This is a genomic window from Gemmatimonadales bacterium (genome assembly GCA_036279355.1).
Taxonomy (GTDB): domain Bacteria; phylum Gemmatimonadota; class Gemmatimonadetes; order Gemmatimonadales; family GWC2-71-9; genus DASQPE01.
Genome location: DASUJH010000004.1, coordinates 1 through 18,414 on the forward strand (window position 1 = coordinate 1; position 18,414 = coordinate 18,414).

The 18,414-nt window shown below is 70.6% G+C and carries 17 protein-coding genes; 6 read left to right on the forward strand and 11 right to left on the reverse strand.

Annotated features, from left to right (window positions below; all coding sequences use genetic code 11):
* The 7 genes from VFW66_00760 to VFW66_00790 form a co-directional block, all read right to left on the reverse strand.
* On the reverse strand, positions 1 to 483 hold a 483-nt coding region (locus tag VFW66_00760), incomplete at its 3' end, for a cytochrome c-type biogenesis protein CcmH (protein ID HEX5385208.1).
* Positions 480 to 2,519: a heme lyase CcmF/NrfE family subunit gene (locus tag VFW66_00765; protein ID HEX5385209.1), complete on the reverse strand. Its 2,040-nt coding sequence runs from the start codon at positions 2,517 to 2,519 to the stop codon at positions 480 to 482. The genes VFW66_00765 and VFW66_00760, both read right to left, overlap by 4 nt.
* On the reverse strand, positions 2,516 to 2,938 hold the full coding sequence (locus tag VFW66_00770) for a cytochrome c maturation protein CcmE (protein HEX5385210.1): 423 nt from the start codon (positions 2,936 to 2,938) through the stop codon (positions 2,516 to 2,518). The genes VFW66_00765 and VFW66_00770 overlap by 4 nt, the downstream gene beginning before the upstream one ends.
* A gap of 65 nt (positions 2,939 to 3,003) precedes the next feature.
* Positions 3,004 to 4,500, reverse strand: coding sequence for a glycerol kinase GlpK (glpK, locus tag VFW66_00775; GenBank protein HEX5385211.1), 1,497 nt, complete (start codon positions 4,498 to 4,500; stop codon positions 3,004 to 3,006).
* A 22-nt stretch (positions 4,501 to 4,522) separates the two neighbouring features.
* Entirely contained in the window at positions 4,523 to 5,563 is a 1,041-nt protein-coding gene (gene mtnA, locus VFW66_00780) for an S-methyl-5-thioribose-1-phosphate isomerase (GenBank protein HEX5385212.1), read from the reverse strand.
* 30 nt (positions 5,564 to 5,593) lie between these two features.
* A complete protein-coding gene (locus VFW66_00785) occupies positions 5,594 to 7,117 on the reverse strand; it encodes a tetratricopeptide repeat protein (GenBank protein ID HEX5385213.1) in 1,524 nt (507 codons plus the stop codon).
* Positions 7,118 to 7,144: 27 nt separating this feature from the next.
* Entirely contained in the window at positions 7,145 to 7,699 is a 555-nt protein-coding gene (locus VFW66_00790; protein HEX5385214.1) for a hypothetical protein, read from the reverse strand.
* A 268-nt stretch (positions 7,700 to 7,967) separates the two neighbouring features.
* Here VFW66_00790 and VFW66_00795 point away from each other — a divergent pair, with 268 nt between their 5' ends.
* On the forward strand, positions 7,968 to 8,750 hold the full coding sequence (locus VFW66_00795; protein HEX5385215.1) for an enoyl-CoA hydratase-related protein: 783 nt from the start codon (positions 7,968 to 7,970) through the stop codon (positions 8,748 to 8,750).
* Between the two features lie 22 nt (positions 8,751 to 8,772).
* On the opposite strand, the gene VFW66_00800 is transcribed toward VFW66_00795, so the two are convergent.
* Both VFW66_00800 and VFW66_00805 read right to left on the reverse strand, forming a co-directional pair.
* Positions 8,773 to 10,101: a hypothetical protein gene (locus tag VFW66_00800; GenBank protein HEX5385216.1), complete on the reverse strand. Its 1,329-nt coding sequence runs from the start codon at positions 10,099 to 10,101 to the stop codon at positions 8,773 to 8,775.
* Between the two features lie 60 nt (positions 10,102 to 10,161).
* Entirely contained in the window at positions 10,162 to 10,818 is a 657-nt protein-coding gene (locus VFW66_00805) for a hypothetical protein (GenBank protein HEX5385217.1), read from the reverse strand.
* 84 nt (positions 10,819 to 10,902) lie between these two features.
* On the opposite strand from VFW66_00805, the gene recF reads away from it, so the two are divergent.
* The 4 genes from recF to VFW66_00825 are packed head-to-tail and all read left to right on the forward strand — an operon-like array spanning position 10,903 to position 14,765.
* Positions 10,903 to 12,039 carry a DNA replication and repair protein RecF gene (recF, locus tag VFW66_00810; protein ID HEX5385218.1) on the forward strand — a complete coding sequence of 379 codons (1,137 nt, stop codon included), beginning with the start codon at positions 10,903 to 10,905 and terminating at the stop codon, positions 12,037 to 12,039.
* The gene (locus VFW66_00815) at positions 12,036 to 12,356 is read left to right on the forward strand and encodes a DUF721 domain-containing protein (GenBank protein HEX5385219.1); all 321 of its coding nucleotides are present in this window, start codon (positions 12,036 to 12,038) and stop codon (positions 12,354 to 12,356) included. The genes recF and VFW66_00815 overlap by 4 nt, the downstream gene beginning before the upstream one ends.
* Positions 12,357 to 12,371: 15 nt before the next feature.
* Positions 12,372 to 14,327: a DNA topoisomerase (ATP-hydrolyzing) subunit B gene (gene gyrB / locus VFW66_00820; GenBank protein HEX5385220.1), complete on the forward strand. Its 1,956-nt coding sequence runs from the start codon at positions 12,372 to 12,374 to the stop codon at positions 14,325 to 14,327.
* A gap of 3 nt (positions 14,328 to 14,330) precedes the next feature.
* Entirely contained in the window at positions 14,331 to 14,765 is a 435-nt protein-coding gene (locus VFW66_00825; protein HEX5385221.1) for a YbjN domain-containing protein, read from the forward strand.
* 39 nt (positions 14,766 to 14,804) lie between these two features.
* Here the strand turns inward: VFW66_00825 and VFW66_00830 are convergent, their stop codons facing one another.
* Complete coding sequence (locus tag VFW66_00830) at positions 14,805 to 16,511, reverse strand: GMC family oxidoreductase (protein HEX5385222.1); 1,707 nt, start codon at positions 16,509 to 16,511, stop codon at positions 14,805 to 14,807.
* Positions 16,489 to 17,097, reverse strand: a complete 609-nt coding sequence (locus VFW66_00835; GenBank protein HEX5385223.1) for a gluconate 2-dehydrogenase subunit 3 family protein — start codon at positions 17,095 to 17,097, stop codon at positions 16,489 to 16,491. The genes VFW66_00830 and VFW66_00835 overlap by 23 nt, the downstream gene beginning before the upstream one ends.
* A gap of 133 nt (positions 17,098 to 17,230) precedes the next feature.
* On the opposite strand from VFW66_00835, the gene VFW66_00840 reads away from it, so the two are divergent.
* Positions 17,231 to 18,406 (forward strand): alpha-hydroxy-acid oxidizing protein, encoded by a 1,176-nt coding sequence (locus VFW66_00840; protein HEX5385224.1) that lies wholly within the window; start codon positions 17,231 to 17,233, stop codon positions 18,404 to 18,406.
* The last annotated feature ends 8 nt before the right edge of the window (positions 18,407 to 18,414 follow it).

The window sequence follows — 18,414 nt, forward strand, 5'->3', positions numbered from 1 at the left end:
GATGAGCGCCCCCGGCACCAGATACCCGGCCAGGTTGAACCCCTCGGCCGGCGGCGCCATGAGCACCTTCTCGCCGTACTTGGCGACGAAGGCATCGACGATCTGCTGCGCCGTCTTGCCGCTGTCGTAGAGTGCCACCACTTCCTTGTGCAGCTCGGGCGAGTAGCTGCACGAAAAGTCGGTGGTCCGGCAGGTGTAGATGTCGAGATTGCAGCCGCAGGTGCAGTGCAGGTGCTGCTCGATTTGCTTGATCGCTTCGTCGTTGTCGGCGGCGGTGGTGGCGCTGAGCGGTCGGCCAGCGGCATCCGGATCGCGCAGGCTGCCGTTGGCTCCTTGGCCCGCGAGCGGCTCCTGCCCCGGCTGCTGGCCGAGGAGCCGCTCCAGCGGTGCCATGCCGGCTGCCGCGCCAGCAGCCGCGGAAAGGCCGAGCGCACCGGCCCCGATCCGTGCCGCGCCCGCCTGAAGGAATCGCCGGCGGTTCACCGTGCCTCCCCTGCCAATGCCACCTCGTAGCCCGCCTGCACCGGCGCACGCCGAGGCCGCGCCTGGATCGTCGGTCCGCCGCCCGGCCACATGGTCACGATGCCGCCGAACGCCAGCACGAATCCGCCGAACCATACCCACCAGACCAGCGGATTCACGTTGAACCGGTACACGGCCTCTTCGCTGCCGTTCACCGACCCGGCGAACACGACGTAAAGGTCCTCCCTCAAGCCGCTCCGGATGCCGACCTCGGTGGAGGGCTCGAAGGTGGGCCGCTTGAGGCCGTCCACGTACTGCCGCTTTTCCGAGGTGATGAGCCCGATGCGCTTCCCGTCCCGCGAGACCTCGACCGTGGCGGCGCTCACCACCCGATTGAGCGCCTCGTACTGCGAGACACCCATGTGGGTGAACCGGTAGGTGTAGCCGAACGGGCTCCGGACGTCGACCGACTGCCCCGGCTTGAGCGTCGCTTCGCGCTCCTGCTTGAACGCCATGCCCGCAAAGGCGACGAAATAAATGAGTATGCCGACGTGCACGATGTACCCGCCGTACCGCCGGCGGTTGCGCCCGATGAGCCGGACGAGCGCCACCGGCGCCGCCTCCGCGTGGATGCGCACCCGCGCGCGCACGCCGCGCCAGAACTCCTGCACCACCGTGCCCGCCACGAAACCGGCGAGTGCGAGCGCGATGAGCGGATACGGATCGCGCATCCCGGCGGCGAGGAACGCCGCGAGCGTCGCGAGGCCGGCGAGTCCGGGCGCGACGAACTGGCGCCTCAGGTTATTGAGCGACGCCTTGCGCCAGGCGATGAGCGGCCCGACGCCCGTGAGCGCCAGCAGCAGCAGCCCGAGCGGCACGTTCACCCGATTGAAGAAGGGCGCCCCGACCGTGATCTTGGTGCCGCGCACCGCCTCCGAGAGGATCGGGAAGAGCGTCCCCCAGAGCACCGAGAACGCGATGCCCACGAGCAGCAGGTTGTTGAACAGGAACGCCGCCTCGCGGCTCACCACCGAGTCGAGCTGGACCTCGGCCTCGAGCAGGGGCCAGCGGGTGTAGAGCAGCGTGAACGAGAGGACCGCGGCCGCCACCAGGAACGCGAGGAAGAAGTACCCCACGTTCGACTGGGTGAAGCTGTGCACGCTCGAGATCACGCCGGAACGCGTGATGAAGGTGCCGAACACGCTGAGCAGGAACGTCCCGATGATGAGCCCCAGGTTCCAGCGCTTCAGCATGCCGCGCTTTTCCTGGATCATCACGGAGTGGAGGAACGCCGTCATGGTGAGCCACGGCAGCAGGCTCGCGTTCTCCACCGGGTCCCAGGCCCAGTAGCCGCCCCAGCCCAGCTCGACGTACGCCCACCACATGCCGAGGGTGATGCCGATCGAGAGAAAGAGCCAGGAGACGAGCGTCCACTTGCGGATCGCGTGCAGCCAGCCGGTGTCGAGCCGCCGCGAGAGCAGCGCGGCCACGGCAAAGGCGAACGGAATGGTGATGCTGATGTAGCCGAGGTAGAGCATCGGCGGGTGGATCACCATGCCGACGTTCTGGAGCTGCGGGTTGAGCCCGCGGCCGTCCGCCGGCGTGAACGCGAGCCGCGCGAACGGATTGGCCGCGAAGATCATCACGCTCACGAAGAACGCCACCACCGACGAGGTGACCCCGGCCACGTACGGCAGCAGGTCCGCGTAGCGGCGCGAGGTGAGGAACTGCGCGGCGCTCGCGAAGATCGAGAGCACCACGGCCCAGAAGAGCAGCGAGCCCTTCTGCCCTGCCCAGAACGCGGAGACGATGTAGTACGGCGGCAGGTTGCGCGAGGTGTACGACGCCACGTACTCGATGTTGAAGTCGTGGCTGATGAGCCCCTTCCAGAGCGATACCGAGGCCACGAGCAGGCAGAGGAGCACGGCATACACCGAGCGGGTGACCGCGCGGGCCAGCTCGGGCCGGTCGCGCCAGCGGCCGGAGAACGCGATGCCGGCGCACCAAAGTGCCACCAGCAGCGCCGTCCAGAGCGCGAAGTTTCCGAGGAGGGTCATGCCTTCCTGGTGGCGAACTTGGCCTCGTAGCGCGAGCCGCACTTGGCGAGGACGTCGGTGGCGCGGATGACGCCGTCCCGTCCGAGCCGGCCCTCCACCACGACGTCGATGTCGTCGGCGTCGGTGAAGGTGTCGGGCACCAGGCCGTGATAGGTGACGGCGTAGGTCTTCACCCCATCCGACACCTTGAAGTCGATGGTGCGGCTCGCCTCGTCGCGGCGGACCGAGCCGGGCACCACCTTGGCGCCGACTTTGAAGCCCACGTTTTCGACGAAGGTGGGGTCGGCCTGGGTCTTGGCCGCGAGCTCGGTGGGCGTGAGGAAGTAGGTGCCGGTTTCCTTTACCCCTTCCGTAATGAGAAACCCGACGCTGCCCACGATGAGCAGCGCGCCGAGGAGAAACTTGTGCCCAGCCTTCATGAAGCGCTCCGGTGCAAGCACGGTAACCCAATATATAGAGAGCGGAGCCCCGGGGGCCTCACCCCTCAGCCGCGCGCCCATGCGAGCGCGGCCCCGACCGCGCGCTCCCAGGCGCTGAGGCGCGATGCCCGCTCGGCGTCTGTAATCCGGGGCTCGAAGCGGGTGAACCGCCGGCCTGCCTCGAACTGATCCACCGACTCCCAGATGCCGAGCGCGACGCCGGCGAGCCCGGCCGCGCCGAGCGCCGTTGTCTCGATGAGATCGGGACGCTCGGCGGGCAGGCCCAGCACGTCCGCCTGAAACTGCATCAGCCAGTTGTTGGCGGAGGCGCCGCCGTCCACCCTGAGCGCCGGAACGTCGAGCGGCGCATCTCCGGACCCGTCGGCCGCCATTGCGCGGAGCAGGTCGGCGCTGCTGTATGCCATCGCCTCGAGCGCCGCGCGCGCGAGGTGGGCGCGGGTGGTGCCGCGGGTGAGGCCGGTGATGGTGCCGCGTGCCGCCGGCTCCCAGTGGGGCGTGCCGAGGCCGACGAACGCCGGCACGAAGGTGACGCCGCCGGTGTCCTCGACGCTCCGGGCAAGCGCTTCGGTGTCGGCCGCGTGGGCGATGAGGCCGAGGCCGTCGCGCAGCCACTGCACCGCGGCGCCCGCTATGAAGACGCTCCCCTCGAGCGCGTACGCCGGCTCGCCGCGCGGTCCGCACGCTGCCGTCGCGAGGATTCCGGCGCCCGGAATCGGCAGCTCGGCGCCGCGATAGACCAGCAGGAAGGCGCCGGTGCCGTAGGTGTTCTTCGCGAGCCCCTCGGTGCAGCAGCCCTGGCCGTAGAGCGCAGCCTGCTGGTCGCCGGCCAAGCCCGCGATCGGGAGCGCCGCGCCGAGATGCTCGGGCTCCGTCTCACCGACGACGCCGGCCGACCGCACGATGCTGGGCAACAGCTCGCGCGGCACGCCGAAGAGGCGGAGCAGCTCGGGGTCCCACTCGCGCGCGGCGAGCCCGTAGAGCAGGGTGCGCGAGGCGTTGGTGTGGTCGGTGACGTGGGCGCGCCCGCCCGTGAGCCGCGCCACGAGCCAGCTCTCGACCGTGCCCCCCGCCAGCTCGCCCCGCTCGGCGCGGCGGCGGAGCGACGCGTCTCTCAAAAGCCACTCGAGCTTGGTGGCGGAGAAATAGGGATCGGCCACGAGCCCGGTGCGCTCGCGCAGCAGCGTCTCGGCGCCCGAATCCCGCAGCTCGCGGCAGCGCCCGGTGGTGCGGCGGTCCTGCCAGACGATCGCGGGTGCGACGGGTCGGAGGCTGCGGCGATCCCAGAGCACCACGGTTTCGCGCTGGTTGGTGATGCCGAGTCCGGCGGGCCGCTCGCCGCGGGCGCGGGCCTGGTCCATCGCCTCGCGCATCGCCTCGAGCGAGGAGCGGACGAGGTCATCGGGATCGTGCTCCACCCAGCCCGGCTCAGGGTAGTGCTGAGGGAATTCGCGGTAGCCGCGGCCGAGGACCGTCCCGTCCTGGTGCACGACGAGCGCGGTGGAACCGGTGGTGCCCTGGTCGAGGGCGAGGATGGAAGGCATCTCGCGACCGGCGTGCCGTCCGCTACGCCGGCGTCGTGTGCGCAACCTCGGCAATTGCGCCCGGCGCCAGCAGTCCCCGATCGGTAATGATTCCCGCCACCAGCTCGGCCGGCGTCACGTCGAATGCCGGGTTCCACACCGACACGCCGCTCGGTGCCGTCGGCCGGGCACCCCAGCACGTCACCTCGTCGGCCGCGCGCTCCTCGATCGGAATGTTCGCGCCGTCGGGCGTGGCGAGGTCCACCGTCGAGCTCGGCGCCGCCACGTAGAGCGGCACCCCGTGCGCCCGCGCGGCGAGCGCCAGCGCGTAGGTGCCGATCTTGTTCGCCACGTCGCCGTTGGCCGCGATCCGGTCCGCGCCCACGATGGCGCAGGCGACGTCCCCGCGCCTCAGCCGGCTCGCCACCATGTTGTCGGTGACGACGGTGCACGGAACCCCGGCGCGCGACAGCTCCCACGCGGTGAGCCGGCTCCCCTGGAGCAGCGGCCGGGTTTCCGGAACGATGACGCGCACCGAGCGCCCGGCCGCGTGTGCCGCGTAGATGGGCGCGAGCGCGGTGCCGATGCCGCCGGTCGCAAGCGCGCCGGCGTTGCAGACCGTGCACACGGTGGCGCCGTCGGGCACGAGCGGCAGACCGAGCTGCCCGATGCGGTCGCACATCGCGCGGTCCTCGTCCCAGATCGCCTGCGCCTCGTCGATGAGCGAGGCCCGAATTGCCGCGCCGTCGCCCGGCGTAGCGTGCGCCCGGCGCTGCGTCCGGTCGAGCGCCCAACGCAGGTTCACCGCGGTGGGTCGCGTGGCGGCCAGCGTACGGCACGCCTCGTCCACGCGGGCGAGCGCGTCGCTTCGGGCGATCTTCCGCTCGTCGAGCGCCTGCACCACTCCCATCGCCGCCGCGATGCCGATGAGCGGCGCCCCGCGGACGCGGAGCATGCGGATGGCCTCGGCCACATCCATCACTGAGGTGAGCTCGAGGTAGCGCTCCTCGGTCGGAAGGCGGGTCTGGTCGAGCAGGCGGATGCCGCGCGCGGCGGTCCACGCGATGGGGCGGATGGACGTCATGGCGAGAATCAAGATAGCGCGAATCCAGCGCTACGCGGCTAGTTCCGGCCGATCCGCGACGCAGCGGAGGAACGCGGCGAGCACGTCGGGCCGCCACCAGTGCGCCACCTCGCGCATGCGCGCGACCGCGTCGCGCGGGGCGAGCGCCGTGCGGCAGCTCCGCTCGCTGGTGAGTGCGTCGTACACGTCGGCGATGCAGACCATCTGCGCGTGCAGCGGAATCGCATCGCCGGCGAGACCGTCGGGATAGCCGCTGCCGTCGTACTTCTCGCGGTGCGAGCGGACGATCGGCGCGATCGGCCAGGGACAGTCGAGCCCCGCGAGACATTCGAGCCCCACATGGTGCAGGTGCGCGCCGATGCGGAGCGTCGCGCGGTCGGTGGCGTCGAGGCCGAGCGCGTCGGCCACGCGCAGCGCGTACGCCGCGACCCGCGCGCCATGGCCGGGGCCGCCGTCGCCGTCGGACGTGAGCGACGGATCGGCAAGCACGGCGGCAAGGTAGGCGTCCTCCAGCTCGCCCAGCGTGGCACGCAGGTCCGCCAGGTCACCGCGGGCGCCCACTCGCGAAAAGAGGCTGTGCGCCGAGGTGAGCAGCGCGAGCGCAGGGCGCGGCCGGCCGATCGAGCGGTACAGCACCGCAAGCTCGCGGGAGGCCTCGGCCTCGCTCAGGAGCGATCCGGTGCTGGCCGCCAGCTCGATGGCCGATTGCAGCCGCCACTCCGCCGCCGCGGCGCGCCCGGCGCTCGCCAGCACCATGCCGAGCACCTTGAACGCATCCGCCATGTCGAGCCGAGTGCCGAGCTCCTCGAAGATCCGGAGCGCACCCTCCGCTTGTCGCTGCGCCTCTTCCGGCTGGTCCAGCGCAAGGAGGGCCTCGGCGCCGTTCAACAGGCAGAGACCCTCGAGGTGACGGTCGGGCAGGGCGCGGGCGAGCGCCATGCTCCGCTCGTAGTGTCCCGCCGCCTCGCGCCAGCGCCGCTGGTCGGCGCAGACCATGCCGAGATTGTGCTCGACGATGGCGCACCCGCGGTTGGCGCCGGCTGCGCGATGGGCGGCGAGCGCACGAGCGTAGTGGCTCCGCGCCCCGTCGAGGTCGCCGCGAATGTTGGCGACGATGCCGAGGTTCTGCTCGATGCGCGCGCAGAGCTCGGCGCGGGCGCCGGCGAGCCGCGATGCCTGGCGAAAGCTCTCGTGCGCCGCGTCGACATCGCCGGCCTCGAGCTGCATGCCGCCGAGTGCGTTGAGCGCCTCGGCGCTCAGGAGGTCGTCGCCGAGCTGCCGCGCAACCTCGTGGCTCGCGCGACAGAGGCGGAGCGCTTCGGCTCGCTCGTTCGCGTGGTGGTGCACCACGGCGCGGCAGCGCATGGCTTCCGAGACGATCGCCAGGTTGCCCTCGCGCCGTGCGAGCGCCGCTGCGGCATCGTATCCCGCCGCCGCCTCCGTCAGGGCGCCATAATGCTCCCGGTCGCGCGCCTGGCGGAGCACGTCGGCGGCAACGGAGCCGCCCGCCCGCGGTGCATTGCGGGCGGGCGGGGGAACCGGTTGCGGGTTCATCGGACGGTCAACGGAAAGGCCGGAGGATCACCACGCGACCGCGTAGCGCGAGAAGTGCTCCACATCGGCGCTAACGTGGTGGGTGAGGAGATCGTCCGCCGAGATCAGATACGAGAGGATCCGGAGCAGGTCGCTGGTGTACGCGATCCGCTTCGGCAGCAGCTGGCCGAGGAGCGGGCAGTTGGCGTAGCTCATCGTGAGGCGCGCCGGATGACCGCCGGCGAAGTGCAGCCCCTCGGGCCCGAACTTGACGGAGTTCACGGTGCTCACCGGCGCCTCCGCCGTGATCAGCACCGGGGCGGTCAGCGCGCCGGCCGGAATCGTGAGCGCGTGCGGACCGACGTCGATCGTGCCGCCCGCCGGACCGATCGTCTGCTCGGTGTAGGCATACGGCAGCGGCTTGCACGCGAGCAGGCCGGCGCCGATGCCGGTGCCCAGCAGGCCGCCGCCGGCGCTGCCGAGCAGGTTGGATGGAGCGGCAGGCTCGGTCGGGGCCGTCGGCCCGTTCCCGGAGGAGCAGCTCACGACGGTCGCGAGCAGCGAGGCCAGCAGGAGAGCGGAGAGTGCGCGCGCGGACTTCATGAGAGGCTCCGGGTTCGGGTGAATGCCATGCGACGGTACCACGGCGCGGATCAATCCGGCCGTCGCCCGATCCCACACCTCGCGCGCCAGGGCGGCGAGGCAACTGTGCGTGGAATCGCGCGGTACGCGGAACGCCAGCACGAGCGGCCTCGCGTGGGGCAAGGCACATACCACGAGGCGCCTCGCTGGGCGCATGATGCGTCGGGTGCAACGGCTGGCAGCGCACGCGGGGCGTTTTGCGGGTTCTCGTCGCGCGTTAGCTTCCGGCATGACATTCACGGCGTTGCTCTACGAGGTGGCCGGCGGGATCGCCCGAGTCACGATCAATCGCCCCGACAAGTTGAACGCGCTCAACGCAAGCGTCATCGCCGAGCTGGACGATGCGGTGAGTCACATCGAGAGCGACGCCGCGGTGGGTGGAGTGATCCTCACCGGCGCCGGCGGCAAGGCATTCGTGGCCGGTGCGGACATCGCGGAGCTGGCACAGCAGGGGCCAATGGAAGGCAAGGCGCGCGCGCAGGCGGGCCAACGCATGATGCGGCGCCTGGAGCGGTGCGGCAAACCGGTGATCGCGGCGGTGAACGGGTTCGCGCTGGGCGGTGGGTGCGAGCTTGCGATGGCGTGCCACCTGCGCGTGGCGAGCGAGACGGCAAAGTTCGGGCAGCCCGAAGTCAAGCTCGGGCTCGCGCCCGGCTACGGCGGGACGGTGCGGCTGCCGAGGCTCGTGGGACGGGGGCGCGCGCTCGAGCTCTTGCTCACGGGGGACATGATCGGCGCACAGGAGGCATGGCGCATCGGGCTGGTAAACCGCGTGGTGCCGGCGGACCGGCTGATGGCGGAGAGCGAAGCGCTGATGCGCACGATCCTCGCCCAGGGGCCACTGGCGCTGCGCGCCGTGCTCGAGGCGGTGGACGCGGGGCTCGACCTCCCGCTCGACGACGCGCTGCGCTTCGAAGCGAACCTGTTCGGCCTGCTCTCAGGGACCGCCGACATGCGCGAGGGCACGTCGGCGTTTCTGGAGAAGCGGGCGCCTCGGTTCGAGGGGAAGTAGCGCGCGGGGCGGCGGGGCGGCGCTACCCCTGCTTCGCCCCGTCGCCCCGCGTCACCGGCCTCGGCGATACAGGTTGGGGCGCCACGGGATCGAGCATCCCGCTCTTGGCCACGAGCTGCGCCGCCAGCACCGTCTGGATCACCCCGCTGATCTGCTGGGTCGTCGCCTCGGGCGCGCCACCGTCGCCCGCGATCGTGACGAGCTTCGCCTCCGCCAGCGCCTCCGCGATGACGGGCGCGATCTGCGGCAGCATCTCGATCTGCCGGTAACGGAAGTACGATTCCCCGCCCTCCCGGATCGCCTCGTTCACCTTTCGGATGCTTTCAGCCTGCGCCGTCGCCACCGTCGTGATCCGGATCGCCTCCGCCTCCGCCGCAGCCTGCGCCTCGATCCGTACCCGCTCGGCGTCGGCCTTGGCCTGCGCGATCTGCGTCGCATCCAGCTCCGAGGCGCGCTGCACCGCCAGCGCGTCCTGCTTCTTCGCCTCGGCCGCCGCGACGAGCGCCGCGTTCGAGGCCTTGGTCTGCTCCAGCTCGCGCTGCTTGTCGGAGATGGCGCGCTCGGCGTCGAGTTGCGCCTCCTTCGAGCGCCGGGCCTGCTGCGCCGAAACGATCTCGGCGTTAGCCTGCGCCTCCGCGGCGCTCTGACGCCGCCGCGCCTCGGCCACCTCGCTCTGCACCGCCTTGATGTTGAGCGAGTTGAAGATGAGGCCGAGATCGGTGAGCTCGCGCGAGCACGCCTTGCGGATGATCACGGCAAGCGGATCGTCATCGTCCTCAACGCTCCCGATGGGTGCGGGCGGCCCCGGCGGCGGCGCCGGCGCGAGCGCGGTACCCGGTGCCGCGCCCTCGCCCGATGGGAGCGCGCGCACCGGCGCCGTCTTGGCGGAGAAGAGCTGGTCGTGCGTGAGCAGGTTGATGGCGCGGCGGCCCGAGCTCGAGAGCAGGTCGGTGAGCGTGTTCACCTGATCGCCGTCCGGCTTGGAGAAGAAGCGGTTGGCCGCGGTCTTGATCAGCTCGTCGGTGTCGCCCACCGAGACGATCGCGCTCGCGAGCACGCGCACCTTGATCGGACGCGGGGTGCCGCTTGCATCCAGGTCCGCGGTCTGGTCGGTGATGTCGAGGTCGATGTTGATGACCTTGCTCGAGATTGTCGTGCCGGTCGTGAGCAGCGGGATCTCCTTCGACTTCCCGGGCCCGCGGTAGATGACCGTGTGCCCGTGAAGCCAGCTCACGAGACGGATGGTGCCGGCTTCCACGTTGCGCAGGATGCTGCTCACAATGAGCGGAAGCACCACGACGACGCCGAGGACGACGATGGCGATGAGAAGCACTGGGCCGAGGAGTTCCATGGGAAACGCTCCGAGAAGGAAAGACGCTGCGGGGCTTCGCGCGGCGCTACGCGCTATGCGTCATGCGGGGCCGAGGCGCGACACGGTGCAGCGCTGGCGGGAGGCGTCCACCGCCTCGACCGTGAGCCGGTCGCCGGCCCGCACCCGGACGCCCGCGGCGCGGTCCTCCGGGGCAAGGCTGCCGAGCAACTGCACCACCTGACCGTCGACCACGAGTCGCACCAGCCCGTCGCCGTCAGGACTGAAGCCGGTCACCGCCTGGGCCTCATCCATGATGCCGTGCTCCAAGGTGAGCGCAGGCTGTGAGGCAAAGCGGAGCAGCAGCCCCCAGAGCGGCCGGACAAGGAGCGCCTCGAACGCGATGCCGCCCGCGACCGCGGCGAGGAACAGCAGCGGTCCGCCGAGCAGACCGCGGAGTGCCAGCCCCACGGCACCGAATCCGATCAGCGCGCTGAAGGCGACGCGGGGCGAGAGCAGCATGAGCCACTGCGGGGCGTGGGCTTCCCCGCTGCCTTGGGTGGTGCCATGGCCGGCGGCCGCGTGCTCCGCGCCGCCATGGCCGGCGCCACCGTGCCCGGCGCCGTCACCGCCGGCCGCATGGCCGTCCGCGCCGATGTGGCCGTGCGCGCCGGGCGCGTGCCCATGCGCGCCGAGCAGCGCCATGGCGCCGAGGCCCGCGCCACCCAGGGCGAGTGCAAAGAGGTAGGGATCGGGCATGAAAGGGCTCTCCGAACAAGCTAACGACCCTGCATTTCTTTCCCTATATCGGCTATTTTTCGGGGTTGCGAAACGAGGGCTCACGTGAGGCTCCAAGGCCTGGTTGCACGGGGTTTTCGGAACCTCGCCGACCTCGACCGCGACCTTCCGGCGGCAGGGGTGGCGATCCTCGGCGCCAACGGGCAGGGCAAGACCAACCTCCTGGAAGCGCTCTACTACCCCGTGCTCTTCCGCTCATTCCGCGGCGCCACCGACGCCGACGTGGGTGGGTTTGGCGGTCCCGGATTTCATGTCGAGGTGCGCGCGGCGGACCGCGTCGTAACGGCCACCTACTCGGCGGGTCCGCGGCGAAAGCGCATCGCGATCGGCGGCGAAGAAATTCGCCGGGTGGCAAGGGCCATAGGCTCCTGCCTCGCTGTCGCCTTCCTGCCGGTGGACGTGGGGCTCGCGGGCGGACCGGCGGCGGAGCGGCGCCGCTATCTCGACCGGGTGCTCTCGCTGGCGGACCCGCGGTATCTCACCGCGCTCGGCCGCTATCGGGCGGCGCTCGCGCAGCGGAACGGCGCCCTCCGGCAGGGCCGCCCCAATCTGGCGCGGGCATTCGACCGGGTGCTGAGCGACGCGGGAGCGGTCGTGACGGAACGCAGGTTGGCGTGGACCGCGGGCGCCGCGGCCCGATTTCCGGCCGAGCTCGCGTGCCTCGGCGAGCGGGAGCAGGTGTCGATCGGCTACCGAGGCTGCGCGGATCTGGCTGACCCCGCCGCGTGGGCGCCGGCGCTCGCGGCCGCGGAGCCGCGGGATGGGGCGCGAGGCGCCACGACCGTGGGCCCGCAGCGCGATGACCTGGTGCTGGAGGTGGGCGGCCGGCCGTTGCGCGATGTCGGCTCGACCGGCCAGCAGCGCACCGCGGCCATTGCGCTCAAACTGCTCGAGGCCGACACCTTGGCTCGTGCGCACGGCACCGAGCCCGCGCTGCTGCTCGACGATGTATTCGCCGAGCTGGACCGCGAGCGCCAGGAGCGCCTGGCACGGCGACTGGGTCTGGGCGGCGAGCGGCAGGTGTTCGTGACGGCGCCCCGGCGCGACGAGCTGCCGCCGGGCATGGAGCTCGAGCTCTGGAGCATTTCGGCGGGGACGGTTTCGGGCCGATCCGGTTCGAGCCGTGTAGCGGCGGACGGCGCGACTTCGGCGGGAATGGCGGCGCGGAGCGTGGTCGAGTGAAGGACGATCGCCAACCAACCGTGCTCGCGGAGGCGCTCGCCAGCTTCCTGCAGCGGGCCGGGCTCACCAAGCGGGTGCAGCAGGCCGCCATTCTCGAGGAGTGGGCCGCGCTGGTGGGCCCGCAGATCGCGGCCGTCACGGCGCCGCAGTACATCACGCCCGACGGCGTGCTCCGGGTTCACGTGGCGAGCGCGCCCTGGGCCACCGAATTGGGCCTCATGGCCCCGCGCATCCTGGCGCGGCTCAACCAGGGCCGCTCGGGACGGGTGAAAGAAATCCGCTGGGTGCCCGGTCCGCTGGACCGGCGCCAGCCTTAAGCGACAAAGGACGCCATGGCACGAGAGCGAGAGACACACGGCAACGGCAACGGGGACGCCGGCGCGCAGTACGACGCGCAGGCGATCACGGTCCTCAAGGGCCTCGACGCGGTCCGCAAGCGGCCGGGCATGTACATCGGCTCGACCAGCGAGACCGGCCTGCACCATCTCGTCTACGAGGTGGTCGATAACTCGATCGACGAGGCGCTGGCCGGCTACTGCGACACGATCTCCGTCACCATCCACCCGGACAACTCGATCACCGTGGCCGACAACGGCCGCGGCATCCCGGTGGACGTCCACCCGACCGAGAAGATTCCGGGCGTCGAGCTTGCGCTCACCGTGCTGCATGCCGGCGGCAAGTTCGACAAGAACACCTACAAGGTGTCGGGCGGCCTCCACGGGGTCGGCGTGTCGGTGGTGAACGCGCTTTCCGAGCGGCTCGAGGTGCTGGTGGACCGCGACGGCAGCCGCCACCACATGGCGTTCGTGCGCGGCAAGACGGTGAAGAAGCTCAACGTGCTGGGCAAGGCGCGCGGCACCGGCACCACGGTCCGCTTCAAGCCCGACACCGAGATCTTCACGGTGCTGGAGTTCCACTACCAGACGCTGGCCGACCGGCTGCGCCAGCTCGCGTTCCTCAACAAGGGCATCTCGATCACGCTCAAGGACGAGCGCGACACGCCCGCCAAGAGCGAGACCTTCCTCGCCAAGGGCGGCCTGGTCCAGTTCGTCGAGTGGCTCAACCGGAACAAGAAGCCGGTGCACGCCAAGCCGATCGCGTTCAGCGCGGTGAAGGACGACGTCGACGTCGATCTCGCCCTGCAGTACGAGGACGGGTACAACGAAAACACCTTCACCTTCGTCAACAACATCAACACCCACGAGGGCGGCACCCACCTCACCGGCTTCCGCGCGGCGCTCACCCGCACGATGAACGATGTGGCCAAGCGGCGCGACTTCCTCAAGAAGGAAGGGTTCAGCCTCTCGGGCGAGGACATCCGCGAGGGGCTCACCTGCGTGCTTCACGTGAAGGTGCGGGAGCCCCAGTTCGAGGGGCAGACCAAGACCAAGCTGGGCAACTCCGAGGTCGAAGGAATCGTGAAGCAGGTGGTGAACGAGTATCTCGGCGCCTGGCTCGAGGAGCATCCGCCGGTGGCCCGCGCCATCATCGAGAAGGCGGTGAGCGCCGCCCGTGCGCGCGAGGCGGCCCGAAAGGCGCGCGACCTCGTGCGCAAGAAGAGCGGCCTCGAGAACGCCGTGCTTCCGGGCAAGCTGGCCGACTGCTCGATCGAAGACCCGACCATGACCGAGCTGTACCTGGTCGAGGGCGACTCCGCCGGCGGCAGCGCCAAGCAGGGCCGCGACCGGCAGTTCCAGGCCATCCTGCCGCTCCGGGGCAAGATTCTCAACGTGGAGAAGGCCCGGATCGACAAGATCCTGAGCAACGAGGAAATCCGCGCCATCATCACCGCGATCGGCACGGGCGTCCGGGAGGATTTCACGCTCGATGACGCGCGCTACCACAAGATCATCCTGATGACCGACGCCGACGTGGACGGCGCCCACATCCGGACGCTGCTGCTCACGTTCTTCTTCCGGCAGATGCAGGAGCTGATCGAGGCCGGCTACGTGTACATCGCGCAGCCGCCGCTCTTCCGGGTGGCCAAGGGCAAGGAGGAGTTCTACGCCTACACCGAGGCCGAGCGGGAGGACTACTCCAAGCGGCTCGCCAACGGCGACGGGCGCGGGAGCGTCAATATCCAGCGCTACAAGGGCCTCGGCGAGATGAACCCGGGCCAGCTCTGGAAGACCACGATGGATCCGGCCACGCGCACCATCCTCCGGGTCACGATGGAGGATGCGGTCGAGGCCTCGAAGCTCTTCGACGAGTTGATGGGCGATGAGGTCGAGCCGCGGCGGCAGTTCATCGAGCGGAACGCGAAGTACGTGAGCAATCTGGACGTCTGACGCATGGACATCGAAGCACTGCGGCATGCGATCCCGGCGGCAATTGACGCGCTGGGCGGTGACTCCCGCGTATCCGAGCTGGACCAGGACGCGTGGGCGATCTTTCGCGGCTCCGTCACCGGCTACATCGCGCTCATCGCGAGCGAGGACGAGGCCGACGCCGATCCCGTCGTCCACGTCACCTTTCCCATTCTGCGCGTGCCGGCGGAGGACGCGGAGCCGCTGCTCCGGCACCTGCTCGAGCTCAACCACCAGCTCGGCAATTTCGCGTCGTTCTCGCTCGATCCCCACGGCCGGGTGTGGCTCGGCGCCGGCCGGTTCGCGGCGGAGCTCGACGAGAGCGAGCTGCGCGTGCTCATCGCGCAGGTGGCCGAGCTGGCCGACCGATACGACGACGAGCTGCTCGACCAGTTCGGCCGGCAGCTCGCGATCGAGTAGTCTCCCGCAACGGCGCCGGCGGGCACCGAGCCTTCCGCGTCAGCCCAGCTCGCCGCGCCGCGCCATCCTGGCCATATGCTCCGAGGCACGGAAGGCGAGCGCCTGAATCGTCAGCGTCGGCTGACCCCGCCCCGACGTCACGAAGCTGCTCCCATCCACCAGAAACAGGTTCGGCACCTCGTGGGTGCGGTGATAGCGGTCCACCACCGACGTGGCGGGATCGTCGCCCATGCGGCAGGTGCCGAGCAGGTGCACGGCCGGATAGTAGGTGTCGAGCGGAAAATCCCACCGCCGCACCGCGCCGGCGGCGTCGAGCAGCTCGTGCGCGCGGTCGCGGAAGTACGAGTAAAGCCGCACGTCGTTGGGGTGCTCGCTGAACGTGACCCGGATGGCGGGCAGGCCCCACGCATCCTTGAGCGCGGGGTCGAGCGAGATCGAGTTGGTGGGTGCCGGAAGCTGGGTGGTGTGCGCCAGCACGTAGATCGATCGGGTGTACATCCGGCGCAAGAGCTGCTTGTACTCGGCGCCCCAGGTCGGCGCGTCGTCCGGCATCCCGCCGAGGGCGAAGTCGATCGGGCCCATGTCGAAGCGGAAGTCGAAGCCGCCGCCGCCGGCCAGGCCCAGCGCAGGATCGAGCTCGTAGAGATCGTGGATCACGCGGGTGACGACCATGCCGCGGTATCCGTTGATTTCGTGCTCGAACAGGCCGCCGACGAACGCGCCGCCGTTGAACATGAGATGGCGGCCCACCACTCCGCTTCCGTTCGCGAGCCCGTCCGGAAAACCCTTCGCGCGTGACATGAGCAGGAGCCGCGGCGTTTCGGCGCCGTTGGCCGAGACGACCACGGCGCGGGCGCGCTGGAAGACCTCGCGGCGAGCGGCATCGAAGTACTTGACGCCGATGGCGCGGCCGCGGCGATCGATTTCGATCTTCCGCACGTAGCTGTGGGGGCGGATCTCGCAGCGGCCGGTGCGCTCCGCGTCGGGGATCATCGCGGCGAGCGTACTCGACTTGGCCCGCACCTCGCAACCGTAGAACTCGCACTTGCCGCACTGAATGCAGGCGGGGCGCCCGCGATACGGCTCCGAGAGGATCGCGACCGGCGCGGGGTAGGCGTGCCAGCCGAGTTTCCGCGCGGCGCGTTCGGTGAGCACGCCCGACGGCTTGATCGGAAGCGGTGGGAGCGGATACGGGCGGCTCCGCGGCGGGTCGAACGGGCTCGCGCCGGCCTGGCCCGACACGCCGAGCTCCCATTCGGCGCGCGTGTAGTAGGGCTCCAGCTCGGCGTAGGTGATCGGCCAGTCGGCGAGGTCGCTGCCCGCGACGCGCCCGGTGCGGCTCCCCTCGAGAAAGTCGATTTCGTGGAAGCGCCAGAAGTTGGCCGTGAAATGCACCGAGCCGCCGCCGACCAGCCGCCCGTACCGCACGACGTACTTCGGCTTGGCCTCTTCGGCTTCCGACGTGCGGTAGGTATTGGGTTGAAGCCTAGGATCGTTGGTGAGGGCGTTGAGCGACTGCACGGCAAGCTCGTCGTGGGTGAAGTCGGCCTCGTGCAGGTAGGGGCCCTGCTCCAGCACCACGACGCGGAACCCGGCGCGCGAAAGCTCCCGCGCCACGACGCCGCCCGCCGCGCCCGCGCCGACCACCACGAAGTCCACCGACTCGCGCGCCGAATAGCGCGGCCCCGCCGGCGCTCGCGCGCGGCGTGCGCCGCCGGGCCCGTTACCGTGCGCCGGATGCGTCATGCGCGTTTGCGTCGTCGTCGTACCAGCCGAACGGCGGCTGCCAGGCGTACCGATCCTCGAAGCCGATGAGCCGCCAGCCGATCTTGTTCGCGTTGCCGCCGTAGGCCGGGTCCGCCAGCAATCCGGCGATCGTGGCAGCCCGCGCCGCCTCGAAAAACTCCGACTTTTCCGATTCGAGCTCCCGCATCACTGCGATCTGCGCCGCGTCGTCGAGATCGGCAAAGCCCTGGGCGCCGGGCGAACGCGTCCGGGCGCGGGAGGCGAGGTCGGCCAGGCCCTGCGTGAACATCGGGCGCTGGTCATCGGCGAACGAGCCGAGCGCACGGTCAATGAACTCGACGACGTTCGCCTCGCGGGCGCCCGGCAGACCGTCCGTGGGAATGATCTGGGCCGCGAACGCATCGAGGTCGCGCCGCTCGGCGGGGGTGAGGATCGTTCCGGCGGGGTGCCGGCCGAGCCCGTCGGTCGCCCCGTTGCTCTCTCCGAGCATGAGCGCCGGCGCGAGCGCGGCGGCAAGCCACGGCGCCGCGATCGCGCCGGCCATCCCGCGCACGAAGGAGCGCCGGCTCCAGGTCTGGTCGGGCATCGGAATCCGCGGAAGTGGAAGGAGTGAGAGTCGGCCGTCAAAGTGTGCGGCCTGACGTACTTTGTCCAGTACGCGCCACGCGTGTGGTGCCGCCGTGTTGCCAGGACCGCACCGGCGGGTAGCTTCTCATCCCATGCAGCCCACCCCAGCGGTCGACCGGTCAATCTCGTTCAGCGTCGCGCGCCAGCTCGAAGTGTACCAGCGCGGCTCGTGCGTGCCGGTGTCGTGCGAGGCGCTGGAGGCGCGGGCGCGCGAGGCGCTCACGCCGCAGGCCTTCGCGTATCTCTCGGGAGGCGCCGGCGCCGAGGATACGATGCGGGCGAATCTCGAGGCGTTCCGGCGCTGGCGGATCGAGCCGCGCGTCCTGCGCGATCTCTCCGGCCGCGACTGGCGCACGCCGCTTCTCGGCACGGTGCTTCCCGCGCCGGTGCTGCTGGCCCCGATCGGGATGCAGGGCATTTTCCACGCAGACGCCGAGCTGGCGACGGCGCGCGCCGCGGCTTCGGTCCGAGTCCCGATGATCCTGAGCAGCGCGGCATCCCGCCCGCTCGAGCAGGTGGCCGATGCGATGGCGGACGCGCCGCGCTGGTTCCAGTTCTACTGGAGCGCGGACGCCGAGGTCGCCGCAAGCTTTCTGGGCCGCGCCGAGCGGGCAGGATACTCCGCCATCGTGGTCACCGTCGATTGTCCCATCCTGAGCTGGCGCGAGCGCGACCTTGGCCTCGCGTACTCGCCCGTCGTGTTCGGCGAGGGGATGGCAAACTATCTGAGCGATCCGGTGTTTCGCTCACGCCTCGCGCGGCCGCCCGAGGAGGACATCGAGCCGGCCGTGCGGCGCTTCGTCGAGACGTTCGGCAACGCGGCACTCACCTGGAACGATCTTCCATTTCTCCGGCGCCACACCCGGCTGCCGATCGTGCTCAAGGGCATCCTGCGCGCGGACGACGCGGCGCGCGCGCTCGACGCGGGGGTGGACGGGCTCATCGTGTCGAACCACGGCGGCCGGCAGGTGGACGGGGCCGTCGCGAGCCTCGACGCGCTGCCGCGCGTGGCCGAGCGCGTGGCGGGACGGGTGCCGGTGTTGCTCGACAGCGGCATCCGCCGTGGCGCCGACGCGTTCAAGGCGCTGGCGCTCGGCGCGAGCGCCGTGCTGCTCGGGCGGCCGTACGCGTGGGGTCTCGCGGCCGCGGGCGAGCAGGGCGTGCGCGAGGTGCTGCTCAATTTTCTGGCGGATCTCGATCTGACATTCGGGCTGAGTGGATGCGCATCGGTGGCGGAGGTGACGCGGGACTTTCTCAGGCGCGAATGACGCGCGTG

What these genes read in the sequence shown, in the direction of transcription:
- VFW66_00770 (HEX5385210.1), bottom strand. Translation starts at nt 2,938, where the DNA reads ATGAAGGCTGGGCACAAGTTTCTCCTCGGCGCGCTGCTCATCGTGGGC.
- VFW66_00830 (HEX5385222.1), bottom strand. Translation starts at nt 16,511, where the DNA reads ATGACGCATCCGGCGCACGGTAACGGGCCCGGCGGCGCACGCCGCGCG.
- VFW66_00825 (HEX5385221.1), top strand. Translation starts at nt 14,331, where the DNA reads ATGGACATCGAAGCACTGCGGCATGCGATCCCGGCGGCAATTGACGCG.
- VFW66_00765 (HEX5385209.1), bottom strand. Translation starts at nt 2,519, where the DNA reads ATGACCCTCCTCGGAAACTTCGCGCTCTGGACGGCGCTGCTGGTGGCA.
- glpK (HEX5385211.1), bottom strand. Translation starts at nt 4,500, where the DNA reads ATGCCTTCCATCCTCGCCCTCGACCAGGGCACCACCGGTTCCACCGCG.
- VFW66_00790 (HEX5385214.1), bottom strand. Translation starts at nt 7,699, where the DNA reads ATGAAGTCCGCGCGCGCACTCTCCGCTCTCCTGCTGGCCTCGCTGCTC.
- mtnA (HEX5385212.1), bottom strand. Translation starts at nt 5,563, where the DNA reads ATGACGTCCATCCGCCCCATCGCGTGGACCGCCGCGCGCGGCATCCGC.
- VFW66_00795 (HEX5385215.1), top strand. Translation starts at nt 7,968, where the DNA reads ATGACATTCACGGCGTTGCTCTACGAGGTGGCCGGCGGGATCGCCCGA.
- VFW66_00800 (HEX5385216.1), bottom strand. Translation starts at nt 10,101, where the DNA reads ATGGAACTCCTCGGCCCAGTGCTTCTCATCGCCATCGTCGTCCTCGGC.
- VFW66_00840 (HEX5385224.1), top strand. Translation starts at nt 17,231, where the DNA reads ATGCAGCCCACCCCAGCGGTCGACCGGTCAATCTCGTTCAGCGTCGCG.
- VFW66_00785 (HEX5385213.1), bottom strand. Translation starts at nt 7,117, where the DNA reads ATGAACCCGCAACCGGTTCCCCCGCCCGCCCGCAATGCACCGCGGGCG.
- VFW66_00835 (HEX5385223.1), bottom strand. Translation starts at nt 17,097, where the DNA reads ATGCCCGACCAGACCTGGAGCCGGCGCTCCTTCGTGCGCGGGATGGCC.
- VFW66_00805 (HEX5385217.1), bottom strand. Translation starts at nt 10,818, where the DNA reads ATGCCCGATCCCTACCTCTTTGCACTCGCCCTGGGTGGCGCGGGCCTC.
- gyrB (HEX5385220.1), top strand. Translation starts at nt 12,372, where the DNA reads ATGGCACGAGAGCGAGAGACACACGGCAACGGCAACGGGGACGCCGGC.